Genomic DNA, 15,915 nt, shown 5'->3' on the forward strand with positions numbered 1-15,915 from the left:
ACAAGTCGGGCGCGGGCGATTCCCGGACGCGGGCCCGCGCGATCTCGTCGGTGCGTCGCAGCGTGGTCTCCACAGCGGCGTCGGCGGCAGTATGCCCGTGGTGCGCAGGCCCAAACACCAATGCCGAAACGACAACGCGGCCACCGTCTGTTCGACGGTGGCCGCGATGGTCTCGAGAGCGGGGCTCAGCCGTTCTGGAGCATGGGTGCGCGCAGCAACGCTTCCGGGACGCCGAAGGCGTCGACGAGCGACCGGGCATGCGGTCGCAGTTCCTGGCAGAGCTCGTTCACGCCGCGGCGGATCGCCTTGGCGCGCTCCACCGAGATGTGCCGGTGCATCATGAACCAGGACAGGTCGTCCTCCAGTGCCGAGTAGACGAACAGGTCGCACACCTTGCCCAGAAGCTCTGCCGCCGAACGGGAATCGCAGTTCTCGATCGCCTCGACAAAGGCCTCGAGTACCACGCGTTCGATGTGCGCGTGCCCGACCTTCAGCAGGTGGTCCTGCGCGTTGTTGAACACCTCGAAGGCGTCGTTGTCGTCGTCGAGCGCGCGGCGTAGTCGTTGCGCGCACGTCCGGACGAGGTGGTCCTCGCGGTTGCGGAACAACCGGATCTGGGTGCTGCGGTCGGTGAGCGCCGACTTCTCGGTGTCCTCGTCGGAACCGTCGAGCAGGGTCTGCACGACCTGCCGGACCGCGGTCTTCTCGGCCACCACGTCGCGGGCCATGCCCGCGATGAAGCGCACCCAGCCGCCCGCCGAAAGGCCCTGGACGTCTTCGGAGTACGCGGACAGCAGTTCCTTGGCGATGAGCTGCGTCATGATCGTGTTGTCGCCCTCGAAGGTGGTGAAGACGTCGATGTCGCCCCGCATGATCGACAGCTGGTTCTCGTCGAGATAGCCTGCGCCGCCGCAGGCTTCACGGCTGACGTTGATCGCGTGGGAGGCGTGCCACGTGGCGTAGGCCTTGAGGCCGGCGGCCTGCCCCTCGAGCTGGCGCTGCCGTCCGGCGTCGGAGTCGTCGGGTGCGACCGACTGGACCTCGTGCAGTTCGTCGACGATCTCGTTCTGCGCGAATCCGATTGCGTACGACTTCGCGATGAGCGGCAACAGCTTTCGCTGGTGACCGAGGTAGTCCATCACGGTGATCTCGTCGGTGCCCTCGGGCGCCTCGAACTGCTTGCGGATCAATCCGTAGCGGGTCGAGAGTGCCAGCGCCTTGCGGCCGGCGGCACCCGCGGTCGCCGCCACGCTGACGCGGCCGCGGATGAGGGTGCCCAGCATGGTGAAGAAGCGGCGGTTGGTGTTCTCGATCGGCGAGCTGTAGCTGCCGTCTTCGGCGACGTCGGCGTAGCGGTTGAGCAGGTTCTCCGCGGGGATGCGGACGTTGTCGAACATGATCCGGCCGTTGTCGACGCCGGCGAGTCCGCCCTTGTACCCGCAGTCGCTGGTGGTGACGCCGGGCAGGTCGGAGCCGTCCTCGTCCCGGATCGGCACCACGAAACAGTGCACGCCACGGCCTTCGGGCTCCTCGTCGGGCCCGCCGGTGACGAGCTGGGCGAACACCGCGGCGTACCGGGCGTGCGCGGCGGCGCCGCCGATGTAGTCCTTGCGGGACGACGGGGTGGGGGAGTTGATCACGAACTCGCGGGCCTCGCGGTCGTAGGTCGCCGTGGTCTCGATGGCCTGCACGTTCGAACCGTGCCCGGTCTCGGTCATCGCGAAGCACCCGAGGACGCTCAGGTCGATGATGCCGGGCACGTACTTCTCGTGATGCCGTGCGGTGCCGAGGTTTTCGACGGCGCCGCCGAAGAGGCCCCATTGCACGCCGGCCTTGACCATGAGGGACAGGTCCGCGTAGCCGAGCATCTCGATGGCGGTGATCGACGCGCCGATGTCACCGCTGCCGCCGTGGTCCTCGGCGAAACCGGCGGCCGCGAAACCCTGCGAGGCGAGCTCGCGCATCACCTCGAGGGTGTGGGCGCGCGCCTCGTCGAGCGTCCGGGACGGGTCGGGCAGGAGGTCGGCGCGGTTCGAGTTCTCCCGCACCGTCTCCCTCGTCGCCCGCCAGCGACCGTCGAGAACGAACCGCAGATTGTCGACGAGCAGTGCCCGCTCGTCCGCGGACAGTTCGTCGTCGGCGGAGACGTCGGTCGGGGCGACCGGGTCGTCGACGGTCGGTTCGGTCGCGATGGGTGTCGGACTCGTCGTCGACGGGGTCTTCTCCGTCGAGCTCTTCTCAGCCGGGGTCTTCTCGGTGGGAGCGGTGGGGGTTGCCATGGCTCCACCGTACGTAGTGACCACGCGTCGGACCCAGCTTTTGTGGCGGTCGCTACTGACGAGTAATGCGCACCGATCCGTTACGCAGGTCGGCGCCGAACTCCTCCTTCGGGACGGCCCGAGGGTCTCGTCGCCTCCATGTGGTGATACTTGACCCATGTCAGTCGCGGACACCGATCCGACCGCCTTTCGCACGCGCGTCGTCGCCGAGTCCATCCGTCTGTTCAGCGAGCACGGCTACGAGTCGACGACCGTCGAGCAGCTCGCGGCCGCCGCCGGGATGTCCCGTCGCACGTTCTTCCGGCAGTTCGGGTCGAAGGAGGACGTGATCTTCGCCGACCACGAGTCGCTGCTCGCGCAGGTCGGCGACCGGCTCGCGGCCTCCGACGAGGATCCGTGGCTGGCGGTATGTGCGGCGGCCGAGCTGGTCTTCGCCCACTTCGTCCGGGATCGCGAACTCGCGGTGCGGCGCGCACAGGTGGTGCAGGAGGTGCCCGCGCTGCGGGATCGGGAGCTGGTGACGACGTACCGCTACCAGGGTGCGTTCGAGGAGTTCCTGCGCGCACGGTTGCCCGGCGAGTCGCCGGTGCGGGTGGTTGCCTACGTCGCGGCGGTCACGGGCACCCACAACTTCCTGCTGCGGCAGATGATCCGCGGCGACGCCGAAGCCACCCCCGAACGACTGCGGGACGAGCTGCACCGAGTGGCGATGGCACTCGGTGCCGGGGGCGCCGGCGGCGCATCGGTCCCGGGCGGCGGGTCGCGCGGACAGGTCACCGTGGTTGCCTATCCGGCCGGGATGTCTCGCTCGGAAGTCGCACGTCGGGTGGCCGAAGAGCTGGGGGAGGACTGACCCGGCGGAGGGCTGCGGGACATCGGCGCCGGTTTCGGGGACAATCGGCGGGGACGGGGATTGCATCGATTGACATGGCACTCAGTGCCGTGCTGAACTGGTTGTCAACATCTGCCGGCACCCCCTGTGCCGGGAACGAACAGGCACTCGCTGTGCCGTGAGGAGTTGTCATGGGCTACGGAAATCCCGACTTCAACGTCTTCGAGCTCCCGGAAGAGCACATCGCGCTGCGCGAGGCGATCCGTGCGCTCTCCGAGAAGGAGATCGAGCCGCACGCGGCTGACGTCGACGAGAACTCGCGTTTCCCGGAGGAGGCGCTGAACGCCCTCAACGCATCGGGTTTCAACGCCATCCACGTCCCCGAGCAGTTCGGTGGCCAGGGCGGCGACTCGATCGCAGCCTGCATCGTCATCGAGGAAGTGGCCCGCGTGGACGCCTCGGCGTCGCTGATCCCGGCCGTCAACAAGCTCGGCACCATGGGCCTGATCCTCAACGGCTCGGACGAGCTCAAGCAGCAGGTGCTCCCGGGCATCGCCTCCGGTGAGGCCATGGCCTCCTACGCGCTGTCCGAGCGCGAGGCCGGTTCCGACGCCGCAGGCATGAAGACCCGCGCCCGCAAGGACGGCAACAACTGGGTCCTCAACGGCTCCAAGTGCTGGATCACCAACGGCGGCAAGTCGACCTGGTACACCGTCATGGCCGTGACCGACCCGGAGAAGAAGGCCAACGGCATCTCCGCGTTCATGGTCCACAAGGACGACCCCGGCTTCACCGTCGGCCCGCTGGAGAAGAAGCTCGGCATCAAGGGTTCGCCCACCGCCGAGCTGTACTTCGAGGACTGCACCATCCCGCTCGACCGCATCATCGGCGACGAGGGCACCGGCTTCAAGACCGCCCTGCAGACCCTCGACCACACCCGCCCGACCATCGGCGCGCAGGCCGTCGGCATCGCGCAGGGTGCGCTCGACAAGGCGATCGAATACGTCAAGGACCGCAAGCAGTTCGGCAAGCCGATCAGCTCGTTCCAGGGCGTCGAGTTCATGATCGCCGACATGGCGATGAAGGTCGAGGCCGCTCGCCTCATGGTCTACACCTCGGCCGCTCGCGCCGAGCGCGGCGAGAAGAACCTGGGCTTCATCTCCTCGGCGTCGAAGTGCTTCGCCTCCGACGTCGCCATGGAGGTCACCACCGACGCCGTCCAGCTCTTCGGCGGTGCCGGTTACACCCGCGACTTCCCGGTCGAGCGCATGATGCGCGACGCCAAGATCACCCAGATCTACGAGGGCACCAACCAGATCCAGCGCGTCGTCATGAGCCGCGCGCTCCTGCGCTGATCGCCCCTGAAGCAACACGATCTCGCCCCGTCGGCTTCGGCCGGCGGGGCGAGCTGCGTTCTCGCGGTGCCGTTTCCGTCCCGCTGATGGGATCGAATCAGCGGGATGGAAATGGCGACGCGAGAAGGGTATTCGCGAGGTGCTAGGCGTACGCCGACCGGAACTCGATGCGCGCGCCCTGTTGCCGGGCCGCGTCGCGGAAGTTCTTCATCGCGCGTTCCATGTGGAAGCCGTTGGTCACGATGATCGCGCCGTTGGCGCCCATGTGCTTCAGCATCCGCACCGTGTTCTGGGCGTTCTGCACCGTGGAGGTGGAGGCGCCCTCGTTGACCATCTGCCACATGGGAATTCCACGTCGGATGAGCCCGAGGTTCATGAACTGGGCCTCGGTGACGGGCAGCCAGTGGGTGTCGCCCCCGGAGACGATCATGCGGTTGAACGGGTGCTTCTTGCCGAGGTTCGCCGCGACGTCGAGACGACGCTTGAGGACATCCGGAGTTTGCCCGAGAACGCCGAACTTGGCGCCGAGTACGACGATGTACCGGGTCCCCGGACTCTGCCAGAGGAAGTTGCTGTTCGGGGTGCCGAGTTCGGAGCTACCGAGGTCGACGCTGCCGAAATCGGTACTGATCGCGGCGTTCTCGACCTACGCCACCGGTTCGGACGGTGCGACGGCGACCGCCACCGAGGCGGCAGTTGCGATTGCGGCCGCGGCTGCCGCGGTCGTGAGGGTTCTACGACGCATGGTGACCGAGTGTAGGGATCAGTACGGTCGTACAGGTATCGGATCGATAACACCTGTATCACTAGTCACATACGTAACACGCTAGGTGAGCGCGATGTACTTCACCGAGAGGTACTCGTCGATGCCCTCGCTGCCGCCCTCGCGTCCGATCCCGGACTGCTTGATGCCGCCGAACGGTGCTGCGGCGTCGGAGATCACGCCGCGGTTGACCCCGACCATGCCGGAGTCCAGGGCGCCCGCGACGCGCATGCAGCGCTCGAGGTCGCGGCTGTAGAAGTACGACGCCAGGCCGTACTCGGTCGAGTTGGCGGCCTCGATGCCCGCGGACTCGACGTCGAAGGTGCTGATCACCGCGACGGGTCCGAAGATCTCCTCGCGCGTCACCGGCGCGTACGGATCGACGTTGTCGAGAACCGTTGCGGGATAGAAGAAACCCCGACCTTCCGGACGTTCGCCGCCCAGTCGCACACGGGCACCGTCGGCGACGGCCTGCTCGACCGCGTCGGCAACCTTGTCCCGCTGGTCGGCGTTCACCAGCGGCCCCAGGGTCACCCCGTCGTCGTACCCCGGTCCCATCCGGACCTCCGACATCTTCGCCACCAGCTTCTCGGTGAATTCCTCGGCGACACCGGACTGCACCAGGAACCGATTCGCGGCGGTGCAGGCCTCGCCCCCGTTGCGCATCTTGGCGGCGAACGCGCCCTCGACCGCGGCGTCGACGTCGGCGTCGTCGAAGACCAGGAACGGGGCGTTGCCGCCGAGCTCCATCGACGTGCGCAGGACGCGGTCGGCGGCCTGACCGAGCAAACTGCGACCCACCGGCGTCGACCCGGTGAAGCTGATCTTGCGGATGCGATCGTCGGTGATCAACGTCGACGACACGTCGCCGCTCGACGTGGTGGGCAACACCGACAGCACGCCGGGCGGCAAACCGGCTTCGGCGAAGGCCTCGGCCAGTGCCAGCATCGTCAGCGGCGTCTCGCGGGCCGGCTTCACGAGCATCACGTTGCCCGCGGCGAGCGCGGGCCCGATCTTGCGCGTCCCCATCGCGAGCGGGAAGTTCCACGGTGTGATCGCCAGGCACGGCCCGACGGGCTGGTGGGCCACCAGGATGCGCCCGTTGCCGGCCGGCGACGGACTGAACCGACCGCCGATCCGGACGGCCTCCTCGGCGAACCACCGCAAGAACTCGAGTCCGTACGTCGTCTCCGCCCGGCTGTCGGGGAGGGCGCGGCCCAGCTCGAGGGTCATCAGCATGGCGATGTCGTCGGCGCGATCGGTGAGCAACTGGAAGGTCCGACGGAGGATTTCGCCGCGCTCCCGGGGCGCGGTGGCCGCCCAGTCCGCCGACGCGGCGACGGCGGAATCGAGAGCGCGGCGGGCATCGGCAACCCCCGCGTCGGCGACCGAGACGAGCGACTCCTCGGTCGCGGCGTCGTAGACCTCGAAGGTCCCGCCGTCGGCTGCGGGTGTGGACCGGCCGTCGATCCAGAGCCCGGTGGGCACGCCGTCGAGCACGGCCTGCGGGTCGAGAATCTCCTTGTCGCTCATGCGCATTCACATCCTCGTGACTCGGCTGCGGGACCCCGCACGATGCGGCGATCCCCCTCGGCGAACCACGCTACTCGCGTGGGCGGGCGGCCGGTCGGTGGTTGCCGACGGGCTTCACCGGACGCAGGATGGCGGCATGACGGCACGCAGGTTCGACGATCGACGTCCACGGCGGCTCATCCGGTCCGGGCTCGTGCTGCTCGCGGCGGGAGCGGTCCTCGCCGGCTGTGCCCAGTCGACGCAGAACGACGCCCAGTCGACGGAAACACCTGCCCAGTCGACGCGAACGACTGCACAGTCGACGGAGAACAGTGCACAGTCGACGGAGTACGTGAACCTCGGCGACAGCTTCAGCGCCGGGACCGGCGTGCGGCCACTGGAGGAGGACTCGCCGATCTACTGCCTGCGGTCGTCGAGGAACTACGCGCACGTCGTCGCGGCGGACGAGGACTTCGACCTCACCGACGTCAGCTGCGCGGGCGCCGACACCGCCGACTTCCGCGAGTCGCAGCACCAGGGCGTGCCGCCCCAGCTCGACGCCCTCGACGGCGACACCGACGTGGTCACGATGATGATCGGCGGCAACGACGAGGAGACGTACGGTCGCGCGATCCGGCTCTGCGGCGAACTGGCCGACGCCGACCGCACCGGCTCGCCGTGCACGGACCGTTACGGACGGGCGCTGATCGAGCCGGTCGCCACCGACATCTATCCCGCCGTGCGCCAGGCCCTGCGCGACGTCCGGGACCGCGCGCCGAACGCGCGCGTCCTGCTCGTCGGCTATCCCTGGCTGGTCCCGCCGACCGCCGGCTGCTATCCCGAGATGCGACTCGCCGCCGGGGACGTATCGATGATCCGCGAGCTCCAGACCGCGCTCAACACGTACGGGCGGCGCGCGGCCGAGGACGAGGGCGTCGAGTTCGTCGACATGTCACAGGTGTCCGAGGGTCACGACGCGTGTGCCGGCGCGCAGCGCTGGATCGAGCCGATGACCACCTCGGGACCCGGCGCGGTGCATCCCAACGAGGCGGGTCAGGCGGCGATCGCCGAGCAGGTGCGCACCGCGCTCGCGAGCTGACCGGGTCCGGTTCGAGCCGGGTCGCACCCCCTCCGACCAGCGAGGATTTGGGTCACCCGGTGCCGTTTGGAACACTGTAGGCCGTGACCCCTTCCGCTGCTGCCACGCCCGCTCCCGGCACGGCCGCCTCCGCCGCGCTGTTCACCCGCGCGACGCAGGCCATCCCGGGCGGCGTCAACTCCCCGGTGCGCGCGTTCTCCGCGGTCGGCGGGACCCCTCGCTTCATCGCCTCGGCGTCCGGATGCCGGCTGACCGACGCCGATGGCAACGACTACGTCGACCTCGTGAGCTCTTGGGGTCCGATGATCCTGGGGCACGCGCACCCGGCCGTCGTCGAGGCGGTGCGTGAGGCGGCCACCGGCGGCCTGTCTTTCGGCGCCCCGACCGAGGCCGAGATCGAACTCGCCGAGGAGATCATCGGCCGCGTCGACCCCGTCGAGCGCGTCCGGCTGGTGAACTCCGGCACCGAGGCGACGATGTCGGCGATCCGGCTGGCCCGCGGCTACACGGGCCGGTCCAAGATCATCAAGTTCGCCGGCTGCTACCACGGTCACGTCGACGCGCTGCTGGCCGCGGCCGGCTCCGGCGTCGCCACGCTCGGCCTGCCGACGAGCCCCGGCGTCACCGGTGCGTCGGCACACGACACCCTCGTGCTGCCCTACAACGACCTCACCGCCGTCGCCGACGCCTTCGCCGAGTTCGGCGACGACATCGCCGCCGTCATCACCGAGGCCGCGGCCGGGAACATGGGCGCGGTCGCGCCGGTCGAGGGATTCAACGCCGGACTCCGCGACCTGACGCGCCGCCACGGCGCGCTGCTGATCATGGACGAGGTCATGACCGGGTTCCGGGTGAGCCCGAGTGGCTGGTACGGACTCGAGGGCGTGGCCGGTGACCTCTACACCTTCGGCAAGGTCATGAGCGGAGGTCTGCCCGCGGCGGCGTTCGGCGGCCGTGCGGACGTCATGGAACGTCTCGCGCCGACCGGGCCGGTGTACCAGGCGGGCACGCTGTCGGGGAATCCCGTCGCCGTCGCCGCCGGCCTCGCCACCCTGCGCAACGCCGACGTCGAGGTCTACCGCACGCTCGACGCGAACGCCGACCGGCTCGCGACCGTGCTGCACGAGGCCCTCTCCGCGGCCGGGGTGGCCCACCGCGTGCAGAAGGCGGGCAGCCTGCTGAGTGTGTTCTTCACTACCGACCCGGAGATCCCGATCTTCGACTACGACGGCGTCGCCGCCACCGAGACCTGGCGGTTTGCGCCATTCTTCCACGCCCTGCTCGAGCGTGGCGTGTACGCGCCGCCGAGCGCCTACGAAGCCTGGTTTGTGTCCGCGGCGCTGGACGAGGATGCTTTCTCGCAGATCGCCGATGCGCTGCCCGCGGCAGCGCAGGCGGCCGCGACCGCAGCCACCCCGGGGGACAACGCCTGATGCACACGATCGTCCACATGATGCGCCACGGAGAGGTCGACAACCCCGACGGCATCCTGTACGGCCGTCTCCCCGGCTTCCGCCTCTCCGGCGACGGCCAGGCGCAGGCCCGTAAGGTCGCCGACACCCTCGCCGACCACGACGTCAAGGCCGTGTTCGCCTCGCCGCTGCAGCGCGCGCAGGAGACCGCCACCCCGATCGCCGCCGCGCACGGCATCCCGATCCTCACCAACGACGACCTCATCGAAGCCGACAACGTCTTCGAGGGTCTCAAGGTCTCCGTCGGCGACGGTGCGCTGAGCAAGCCCCGGCACTGGCCCAAACTCCGCGACCCGTTCACGCCGTCGTGGGGCGAGCCCTACATCCAGCTCGCGCACCGCATGCTGGCCGCGGCGAACAAGGCCCGCGACGCCGCCCGCGGTCACGAAGCCGTCTGCGTCAGCCACCAACTGCCCGTGTACACGTTGCGCCGGTTCCTCGAAGGTCAGCGCCTCTGGCACGACCCGCGTCGCCGCCAGTGCTCGCTGGCCTCGCTGACCAGCCTCATCTACGACGACGACGCCCTCGTCGACATCATCTACTCCGAGCCGGCCGGGTCCTCGGACCCACTGGCCACCGGTGCGTGAAGAAAGCCTGACGTAGTGCGCAAGTTCCTCCTGCCGACGATGTTGTCGGCCCTGATCCTGCTGGTCGCCGGATGCAGCACCGGCGACGACGCGGTCGCGCAGGGGAACACCTTCCAGTTCGTGTCACCGGGCGGGCAGACCGTCATCACCTACGCGCCCGACGAGCGCAAGCCGATCGCCGAACTCGCCGGCGAGGACCTCGTCACCGAGCAGCCGCTGTCGCTGTCCGACGAGCGGTTCGCGGACAAGGTCGTCGTCGTCAACGTGTGGGGTTCATGGTGCGGACCCTGCCGCGGTGAGGCCGACGACCTCGAGCGCGTCTACGAACGCAATCGCGCCGACGGGGTGGAATTCCTCGGCATCAACCTGCGCGACGACCGGGAGTCCGCCAAGGACTTCGTGCTCGACCGCAAGGTCGGGTTCCCGTCGATCTACGACTTCCCGGGGATGTCACTGGCCGCTCTGACCACGCCCACCTCGGTGGTGCCGACGACGATCGTCCTCGATCGTGAGCACCGTCCGGCGGCGGTGTTCCTCAAGGCGGTCTCCGACAACGAGCTCGACGAGGTCGTCAAGCGCGTCGCGGCCGAGCCGGCGGGGTCGATGTGATGGACCCCACCACCCTGGTGCTCGCCTCCTCGATCGGCGACACCTTCGCCGACACCGTCTCCAGCGGACCGCTGCTGCTCGCCTTCGCCGCCTGCCTGCTCGCCGGGCTCGTGTCCTTCGCCTCCCCGTGCGTCGTGCCCCTCGTCCCGGGCTACCTGTCCTACCTCGCGGGTCTCGTCGGGGCCGAGGCGCCCGCGGTGAAGGTGGGGGAGAGCGCCAAGAGCGGCCGGTCGCGGGTCGCGCTGGCCGCCGGCCTGTTCGTCCTCGGCTTCACCGTCGTCTTCGTCGCCGCCACCGCCACCGTCCTCGGCGTGACCAGTACCTTCGTGTTGAATCGCGAACTGCTGCAACGCATCGGCGGGGTCGTGACCATCGCCATGGGACTGGTGTTCATCGGTCTCATCCCGGCGTTGCAGCGGGAGGTCCGCTTCGAGCCGCGGCGGGTCTCCAACATCGTCGGGGCGCCGCTGCTCGGAGCGGTCTTCGCACTCGGCTGGACGCCGTGCCTCGGGCCGACCCTCGCGGCGGTGATCGCGACCGTCAGCGGGACCGAGGGGTCGACGGCGGCCAAGGGCGTGACCCTCATCGTCGCGTACTGCCTCGGCCTGGGCCTGCCCTTCGTGATCCTGGCGTTCTCCTCGGCCTGGGCCCTGCGCAGTCTCGGCTGGCTCCGCCGGAACGCCCGCACGATCCAGGTGATCGGGGGCGTCCTGCTGATCGGGGTCGGCGTCGCCCTCCTGACCGGCTGGTGGGACCAGTTCATCGTCTGGGTCCAGGTCCGCTTCGTCACCGACACCCAACTACCGATCTGAGTGCTGTCCTGATGACCGATGTGACCGACCGCCCGCAGGTGGACACCCCCGAGCCGGCCCCGAAGCCCCACTGGGCCCGCCGCCGGGTGCTGTGGCCGCTGCGCAACCTGTGGCGTTCGCTGACCTCGATGCGGACCGCGCTGATCCTGCTGTTCCTGCTCGCCCTCGCCGCGATCCCGGGTGCCCTGCTCCCGCAGCGCGAGCTCAACGAGCAGAAGACCCTGGAGTACATCGCCGCCCGCGGTCAGCTCGGCGTGTGGATGGACCGCCTGCAGCTCTTCGACGTCTTCTCCAGCGCCTGGTTCACCGCGATCTACGTCCTGCTCTTCATCTCCCTCGTCGGCTGCCTGACGCCGCGCATGGTCGAGCACTTCCACAGCCTGCGCGCGAAACCCGTTGCCGCACCGCGCAACCTGTCGCGCTTGCCGCGGCACGTGACCCACACCGTCGACGGGGATCCGGAGACGGTCGCCCGACGGATCGACGGCCGGTTGCGCGGGTGGCGTCGCGAGGTCGTGGTCCGCGAGCCGAGCAAGGCGTATCCGGACGGGTGCGTCGAGGTCTCGGCGGAGAAGGGCTACCTGCGCGAGTTCGGCAACCTGGTGTTCCACTTCGCGCTGCTGGCGCTGCTGGTGTCGATCGCGCTGGGCAAGATGTACGGCTACGAGGGCACCCGCAGCCTCGTCGCCGACGGCGAACAGGGACTGTGCAACACCTCGACCGCGGTCTACGACTCGTTCCGCGCCGGCAACCTGGTCGACGGCACCGACCTGTCGCCGTTCTGCTTCCGCGTCGACGACTTCTCGGCGACCTTCCTGCCCAGCGGTCAGCCCGACATGTACGACGCCACCATCCGGTACGCCGCGGGCAGTGACGGCAGCGTGGGCAACCTCGGCGATCCCGCCGGCTGGGACACCGCGTCGGTGCGCGTCAACGAACCGCTTCGCGTCGCGGGCGACCGGGTCTACGTCCTCGGCAACGGTTTCGCGCCGACGTTCACGGTGACCTTCCCCAACGGGGAGAAGCGCACGCAGACCACCCCGTTCGTGCCGGACGAGCTCCAGACGATGCTCTCCTCGGGCGCGGCCCGTTTCGACACCCCGGCGGGTCTGTACCCCGACGCCGACGACCGCCGGAAGAACCAGATCGCGCTGGAGGGCCTGTTCGCGCCCACCGCGTCGTTCCACGGCTCGCTGCTGACGTCGTCGTCGCCGACCCCCGACGACCCCTTCGTCGCGATCCGGATCTTCAAGGGCGACACCGGTCTGGACACCGGCAGACCGCAGAACGTCTACTCGCTCGATCAGGACCTCGTCGAACAGGGCCGCCTCCAACGTCAGGCGCAGGTCAACCTCGCGGTCGGCCAGAGCCACACCCTCGCCGACGGCACGACGGTGACCTTCGACGGCTACGAGCGGTGGGTGTCGGTCCAGGTCTCGCACGACCCCGCCCAGATCTGGGTGCTGGTGAGCTCGATCGTCATGCTCGGCGGTCTGCTGGTGTCGCTGCTGATCCGCCGCCGCCGCATCTGGGCCCGCCTGGTCCCGGTGCCGGCTGCGAGCGCTCATGCCGACGGCGATGGCCAGGACACCGATGGCCCGGACACCGATGGCCCGGACACTGGGCAACGACGTACTGTAGTAGAAATCGCCGGGCTGGCGCGTACCGATCAGGCCGGTTGGGGTGAGGGCTTCGACGAGCAGGCGGCCGAGCTGGTGGCCGACGACGCCGACGGACCTGCCTCGCGGCGGACGACCCGGCGGCTCTAGCGGCCGGCGAAAGGAAGCACATGAACACCGACGCTCCGGCGATGCCGATCGACGAGACCCTCGCGCGGTACTCGGACCTGCTCTACGGCACGGCCATGACGGTCTACGTCGTCGCGGTCATCTTGTTCCTGGGCGCCCTCGCCGCGGTCCGCGGCCGACGCCTCGAGCAGAAGCAGCTGGTCAACGCCGGGGCGAACGGAACCGACACGCGGGTGCCCGGGCGGGTCGACGAGTCGTCGCGCCGGACCCTGGGCGAGAAGCTCGGCAACATGGCGCTCCCGGTCGTCGTCGTCGGCCTCGCCGCGCACATCGGTTCGATCGTGCTCCGCGGCATCGCGACCGACCGTGCGCCCTGGGGCAACATGTACGAGTTCATCTCGATGACGTGTGCCGCGGGCGTGCTCGCCGCCCTGATCATCCTGCGCAAGCGCGAGCACCGCCCGCTGCTCTCGTTCGTGCTGTTGCCCGTCATCCTGCTGATGTTCATCGCCGGTCGCTGGCTCTACACCCAGGCCGCACCCGTCGTCCCGGCCCTGAAGTCCTACTGGCTCGCCGTGCACGTCTCGATCATCTCGGTGTCCTCGGGCATCCTGCTGGTGTCCGGTGTGGCTAGCATCCTCTACCTGATCAAGATGCGGTGGGCTCCGACCTCGTCCGACGACTCCGCCACAACCGCGACCCGTCCGGGTCTGGGCGGCGCAGTCCGTCGGGTCGTCGAACATCTGCCGTCCGTCGAGCAACTCGACCGCCTGGCCTACAAGTGCGTCGTGATCGGCTTCCCGCTGTTCGGCCTCGGGGTGATCTGCGGTGCCATCTGGGCCGAGGCGGCCTGGGGCCGATTCTGGGGCTGGGACCCCAAGGAGACGGTGTCCTTCATCGCCTGGGTGATCTACGCGGCCTATCTGCACGCACGCGCGACGGCGGGCTGGCGCAGCAATGCCGCGGCCTGGATCAACGTCGCCGGATTCGTGGCGATGCTGTTCAACCTGTTCATCATCAACCTGGTCGTCTCGGGGCTGCACTCCTACGCCGGTCTGTGAGTACCGCCCGGTCGTGAGGCCCGCCGGCGGAAACCGTCAGCCGGACGCCTCGCTCGGGGAGTTCTCCTCCGCCCGCTTGGCGATCGCCTGGGCTTTGACCAGTTTGAGCAGGTCGATGAGTGCGTCGATGGTGTCCGGGCACAGCGAACCCATGTCGATGCCGGACAGGTGGCTCCCGGTGACCTGGAGCATCTCGACGTAATTCTGTTGCTGCCGAACGCGTTCGAGGTCTTCGTCGGGGTTGGACAGGAAATAGGTGACGCTGACGTCGAAGGCGCGAGCGATGGCCTCGACGGTGCGGAACGACGGCGTGCGGGCCTTGCCGGTGCGTAGCTGGGAGATGTACGCGTCGGACAGCGAGTAGCCGAGACGGTTGGCCTTCTCGGCGATCTTCTTGCCGGTATATCGGATGCCGTTCTCGTCACGGCTGTGTTCGAAGAGGTATCCGATCTTCTCGGCGAAGCTCAGGTCGTCATCGGTCGACGCCCCTCGCGGAGATCGTCCCGGGTTCAACGGCGCCTTCTCTCGGTCCGGCCATCGGGGAGTCGATGGTGAAGTGGACAATACCCTACCCACGGGTATGTTCCGCAGAGACGTTCTGAACCTGGTCTCAGCTTTTCGGCCGCGCGTCACGCCTCAGATCTCATCACCGTCGGTGCCGTTGGTGCCGCGGGTGCGATTGTCCAGGTCGCGCAGGAAATCGGGGTCGTCGTCGGGGCCGAGCGGGCCGCGGGGACGGGATCGACGCGGGCCGGGCGAAGGGGTGTCGCCGGACTCGTCGGAGTGGGGTCCGAAGGCGCGCCACATGAGGAAACCGATGGCCAGCAGACCCAGAACGGCGAACAGATAGATCATGACAACCTCCCGACGACCAGCGTACGTGAGACGCCTGAGAGGTCAGGGCGAAAGCCGACCTGACCCGCACTTCTCCACCGATCGGATGAGGTCCGGCCGGGCGTCGGGTCGTCGGGAGAACTACAGGGCCGTCGGGTCAGTGGGCGCGGCGGTTGAGCAAGGCGACGACGTCCTCCTCGCGGAAGCGTCGGTGGCCGCCCGGGGTGCGGATCGAGCCGAGGATGCCGGAGCTCGCCCAGCGGGCGACCGTCTTGGGATTCACGTTGAACATCGCGGCGACCTGGCCGGGGGTCAACGTGTGCTGGCTGGCCAGTCCCGGGGTGATGTAGGTCGTGGGCGGTGCGGTCTCGATGCTGGTCATGATTCCCCCTGTGCGTGTTGGAGTGCTCGGTCGGTGCGCCGAGATGGCGAAGCGGCTCTGCACGGTGGTGGACGAGTTCCTTATGAATACACGCAAATCGCCCAGGTACTCGAACCGTCAGTGGGAGGTAAAGAGCATGCAAAGGCCCGCGACCTGCGGGAGCGCCGAGACCGCCCAGTACGCTGAGGGGGTGAGTGAAACGCCCGACCCCACCCCCGGCAAGAAGGCCACGCCCGACGCGGCCACCCGCGAAACCACGGCCGGCGACGCCACGCCGCAGGCGGGTGGACGCCCGATGACCCTGGCGTTCGCCCTGTTCGCGTACACGTTCGCGCGTCTGCTGCTCGTCACCGCGGTCGTGGTGATCATCATGGTCGGCGGCAACCTGGTCGGCGTCGAGGTGCCGTTCCTCGTGGCGGCGGTGTTCGGGGTGCTGATCGCGCTCCCGCTCGGCATGGTCCTCTTCAAGACCCTGCGTCTGAAGGTCAACAGCGAGATCGCGGCACTGGAGGCCGGTCGCCGTTCCAAGCACGACGACCTGCAGGCTCGGCTCCGCGGCGAGAAGTGAGT

Annotated in this window: 16 protein-coding genes; 10 read left to right on the top strand and 6 right to left on the bottom strand. The window is 68.9% G+C overall.

Features of this window, described 5'->3' with window-relative positions:
* Nucleotides 1–185: 185 nt before the first annotated feature.
* Complete coding sequence (locus tag M4D77_RS04535; RefSeq protein ID WP_165630527.1) at nucleotides 186–2,279, bottom strand: acyl-CoA dehydrogenase; 2,094 nt, start codon at nucleotides 2,277–2,279, stop codon at nucleotides 186–188.
* A 157-nt stretch (nucleotides 2,280–2,436) separates the two neighbouring features.
* Here M4D77_RS04535 and M4D77_RS04540 point away from each other — a divergent pair, with 157 nt between their 5' ends.
* Together M4D77_RS04540 and M4D77_RS04545 are read left to right on the top strand one after the other, a co-directional pair.
* The gene (locus tag M4D77_RS04540) at nucleotides 2,437–3,132 is read left to right on the top strand and encodes a TetR family transcriptional regulator (RefSeq protein WP_165630526.1); all 696 of its coding nucleotides are present in this window, start codon (nucleotides 2,437–2,439) and stop codon (nucleotides 3,130–3,132) included.
* A 170-nt stretch (nucleotides 3,133–3,302) separates the two neighbouring features.
* Nucleotides 3,303–4,466 (top strand): acyl-CoA dehydrogenase, encoded by a 1,164-nt coding sequence (locus tag M4D77_RS04545; RefSeq protein ID WP_165630525.1) that lies wholly within the window; start codon nucleotides 3,303–3,305, stop codon nucleotides 4,464–4,466.
* A 142-nt stretch (nucleotides 4,467–4,608) separates the two neighbouring features.
* Here M4D77_RS04545 and M4D77_RS04550 read toward each other — a convergent pair whose 3' ends face one another.
* Nucleotides 4,609–5,097: a YdcF family protein gene (locus M4D77_RS04550; RefSeq protein ID WP_238995077.1), complete on the bottom strand. Its 489-nt coding sequence runs from the start codon at nucleotides 5,095–5,097 to the stop codon at nucleotides 4,609–4,611.
* A gap of 195 nt (nucleotides 5,098–5,292) precedes the next feature.
* A complete protein-coding gene (locus M4D77_RS04555) occupies nucleotides 5,293–6,762 on the bottom strand; it encodes an NAD-dependent succinate-semialdehyde dehydrogenase (RefSeq protein WP_165630524.1) in 1,470 nt (489 codons plus the stop codon).
* A gap of 136 nt (nucleotides 6,763–6,898) precedes the next feature.
* On the opposite strand from M4D77_RS04555, the gene M4D77_RS04560 reads away from it, so the two are divergent.
* The 7 genes from M4D77_RS04560 to ccsB all read left to right on the top strand — a co-directional run bounded on the left by M4D77_RS04560 (nucleotide 6,899) and on the right by ccsB (nucleotide 14,129).
* Nucleotides 6,899–7,840, top strand: a complete 942-nt coding sequence (locus tag M4D77_RS04560; RefSeq protein WP_165630523.1) for an SGNH/GDSL hydrolase family protein — start codon at nucleotides 6,899–6,901, stop codon at nucleotides 7,838–7,840.
* Nucleotides 7,841–7,923: 83 nt separating this feature from the next.
* Complete coding sequence (hemL, locus tag M4D77_RS04565) at nucleotides 7,924–9,273, top strand: glutamate-1-semialdehyde 2,1-aminomutase (RefSeq protein WP_165630522.1); 1,350 nt, start codon at nucleotides 7,924–7,926, stop codon at nucleotides 9,271–9,273.
* Nucleotides 9,273–9,899, top strand: coding sequence for a histidine phosphatase family protein (locus M4D77_RS04570; RefSeq protein WP_078113019.1), 627 nt, complete (start codon nucleotides 9,273–9,275; stop codon nucleotides 9,897–9,899). Before hemL ends, M4D77_RS04570 begins: the two co-directional genes overlap by 1 nt.
* A gap of 15 nt (nucleotides 9,900–9,914) precedes the next feature.
* Complete coding sequence (locus M4D77_RS04575) at nucleotides 9,915–10,508, top strand: TlpA disulfide reductase family protein (protein ID WP_165630521.1); 594 nt, start codon at nucleotides 9,915–9,917, stop codon at nucleotides 10,506–10,508.
* Nucleotides 10,508–11,320 (top strand): cytochrome c biogenesis CcdA family protein, encoded by an 813-nt coding sequence (locus M4D77_RS04580; RefSeq protein WP_065629218.1) that lies wholly within the window; start codon nucleotides 10,508–10,510, stop codon nucleotides 11,318–11,320. The genes M4D77_RS04575 and M4D77_RS04580 overlap by 1 nt, the downstream gene beginning before the upstream one ends.
* An 11-nt stretch (nucleotides 11,321–11,331) precedes the next feature.
* Nucleotides 11,332–13,089: a cytochrome c biogenesis protein ResB gene (locus M4D77_RS04585; protein ID WP_205333500.1), complete on the top strand. Its 1,758-nt coding sequence runs from the start codon at nucleotides 11,332–11,334 to the stop codon at nucleotides 13,087–13,089.
* A gap of 20 nt (nucleotides 13,090–13,109) precedes the next feature.
* Nucleotides 13,110–14,129 (top strand): c-type cytochrome biogenesis protein CcsB, encoded by a 1,020-nt coding sequence (ccsB, locus tag M4D77_RS04590; RefSeq protein WP_165630519.1) that lies wholly within the window; start codon nucleotides 13,110–13,112, stop codon nucleotides 14,127–14,129.
* Between the two features lie 36 nt (nucleotides 14,130–14,165).
* Here the strand turns inward: ccsB and M4D77_RS04595 are convergent, their stop codons facing one another.
* From M4D77_RS04595 to M4D77_RS04605, 3 genes are all read right to left on the bottom strand, one after another.
* The gene (locus tag M4D77_RS04595; RefSeq protein ID WP_058252664.1) at nucleotides 14,166–14,642 is read right to left on the bottom strand and encodes a helix-turn-helix domain-containing protein; all 477 of its coding nucleotides are present in this window, start codon (nucleotides 14,640–14,642) and stop codon (nucleotides 14,166–14,168) included.
* A 123-nt stretch (nucleotides 14,643–14,765) separates the two neighbouring features.
* On the bottom strand, nucleotides 14,766–14,984 hold the full coding sequence (locus M4D77_RS04600) for a hypothetical protein (RefSeq protein ID WP_058252665.1): 219 nt from the start codon (nucleotides 14,982–14,984) through the stop codon (nucleotides 14,766–14,768).
* Between the two features lie 136 nt (nucleotides 14,985–15,120).
* Nucleotides 15,121–15,345 carry a BldC family transcriptional regulator gene (locus M4D77_RS04605; RefSeq protein WP_058252666.1) on the bottom strand — a complete coding sequence of 75 codons (225 nt, stop codon included), beginning with the start codon at nucleotides 15,343–15,345 and terminating at the stop codon, nucleotides 15,121–15,123.
* A 190-nt stretch (nucleotides 15,346–15,535) separates the two neighbouring features.
* Here M4D77_RS04605 and M4D77_RS04610 point away from each other — a divergent pair, with 190 nt between their 5' ends.
* Nucleotides 15,536–15,913 (top strand): DUF4229 domain-containing protein, encoded by a 378-nt coding sequence (locus M4D77_RS04610; RefSeq protein WP_058252667.1) that lies wholly within the window; start codon nucleotides 15,536–15,538, stop codon nucleotides 15,911–15,913.
* Nucleotides 15,914–15,915 lie beyond the last annotated feature (2 nt).

It is taken from the genome of Gordonia sp. p3-SID1431 (genome assembly GCF_025143765.1).
Taxonomy (GTDB): domain Bacteria; phylum Actinomycetota; class Actinomycetes; order Mycobacteriales; family Mycobacteriaceae; genus Gordonia; species Gordonia hongkongensis.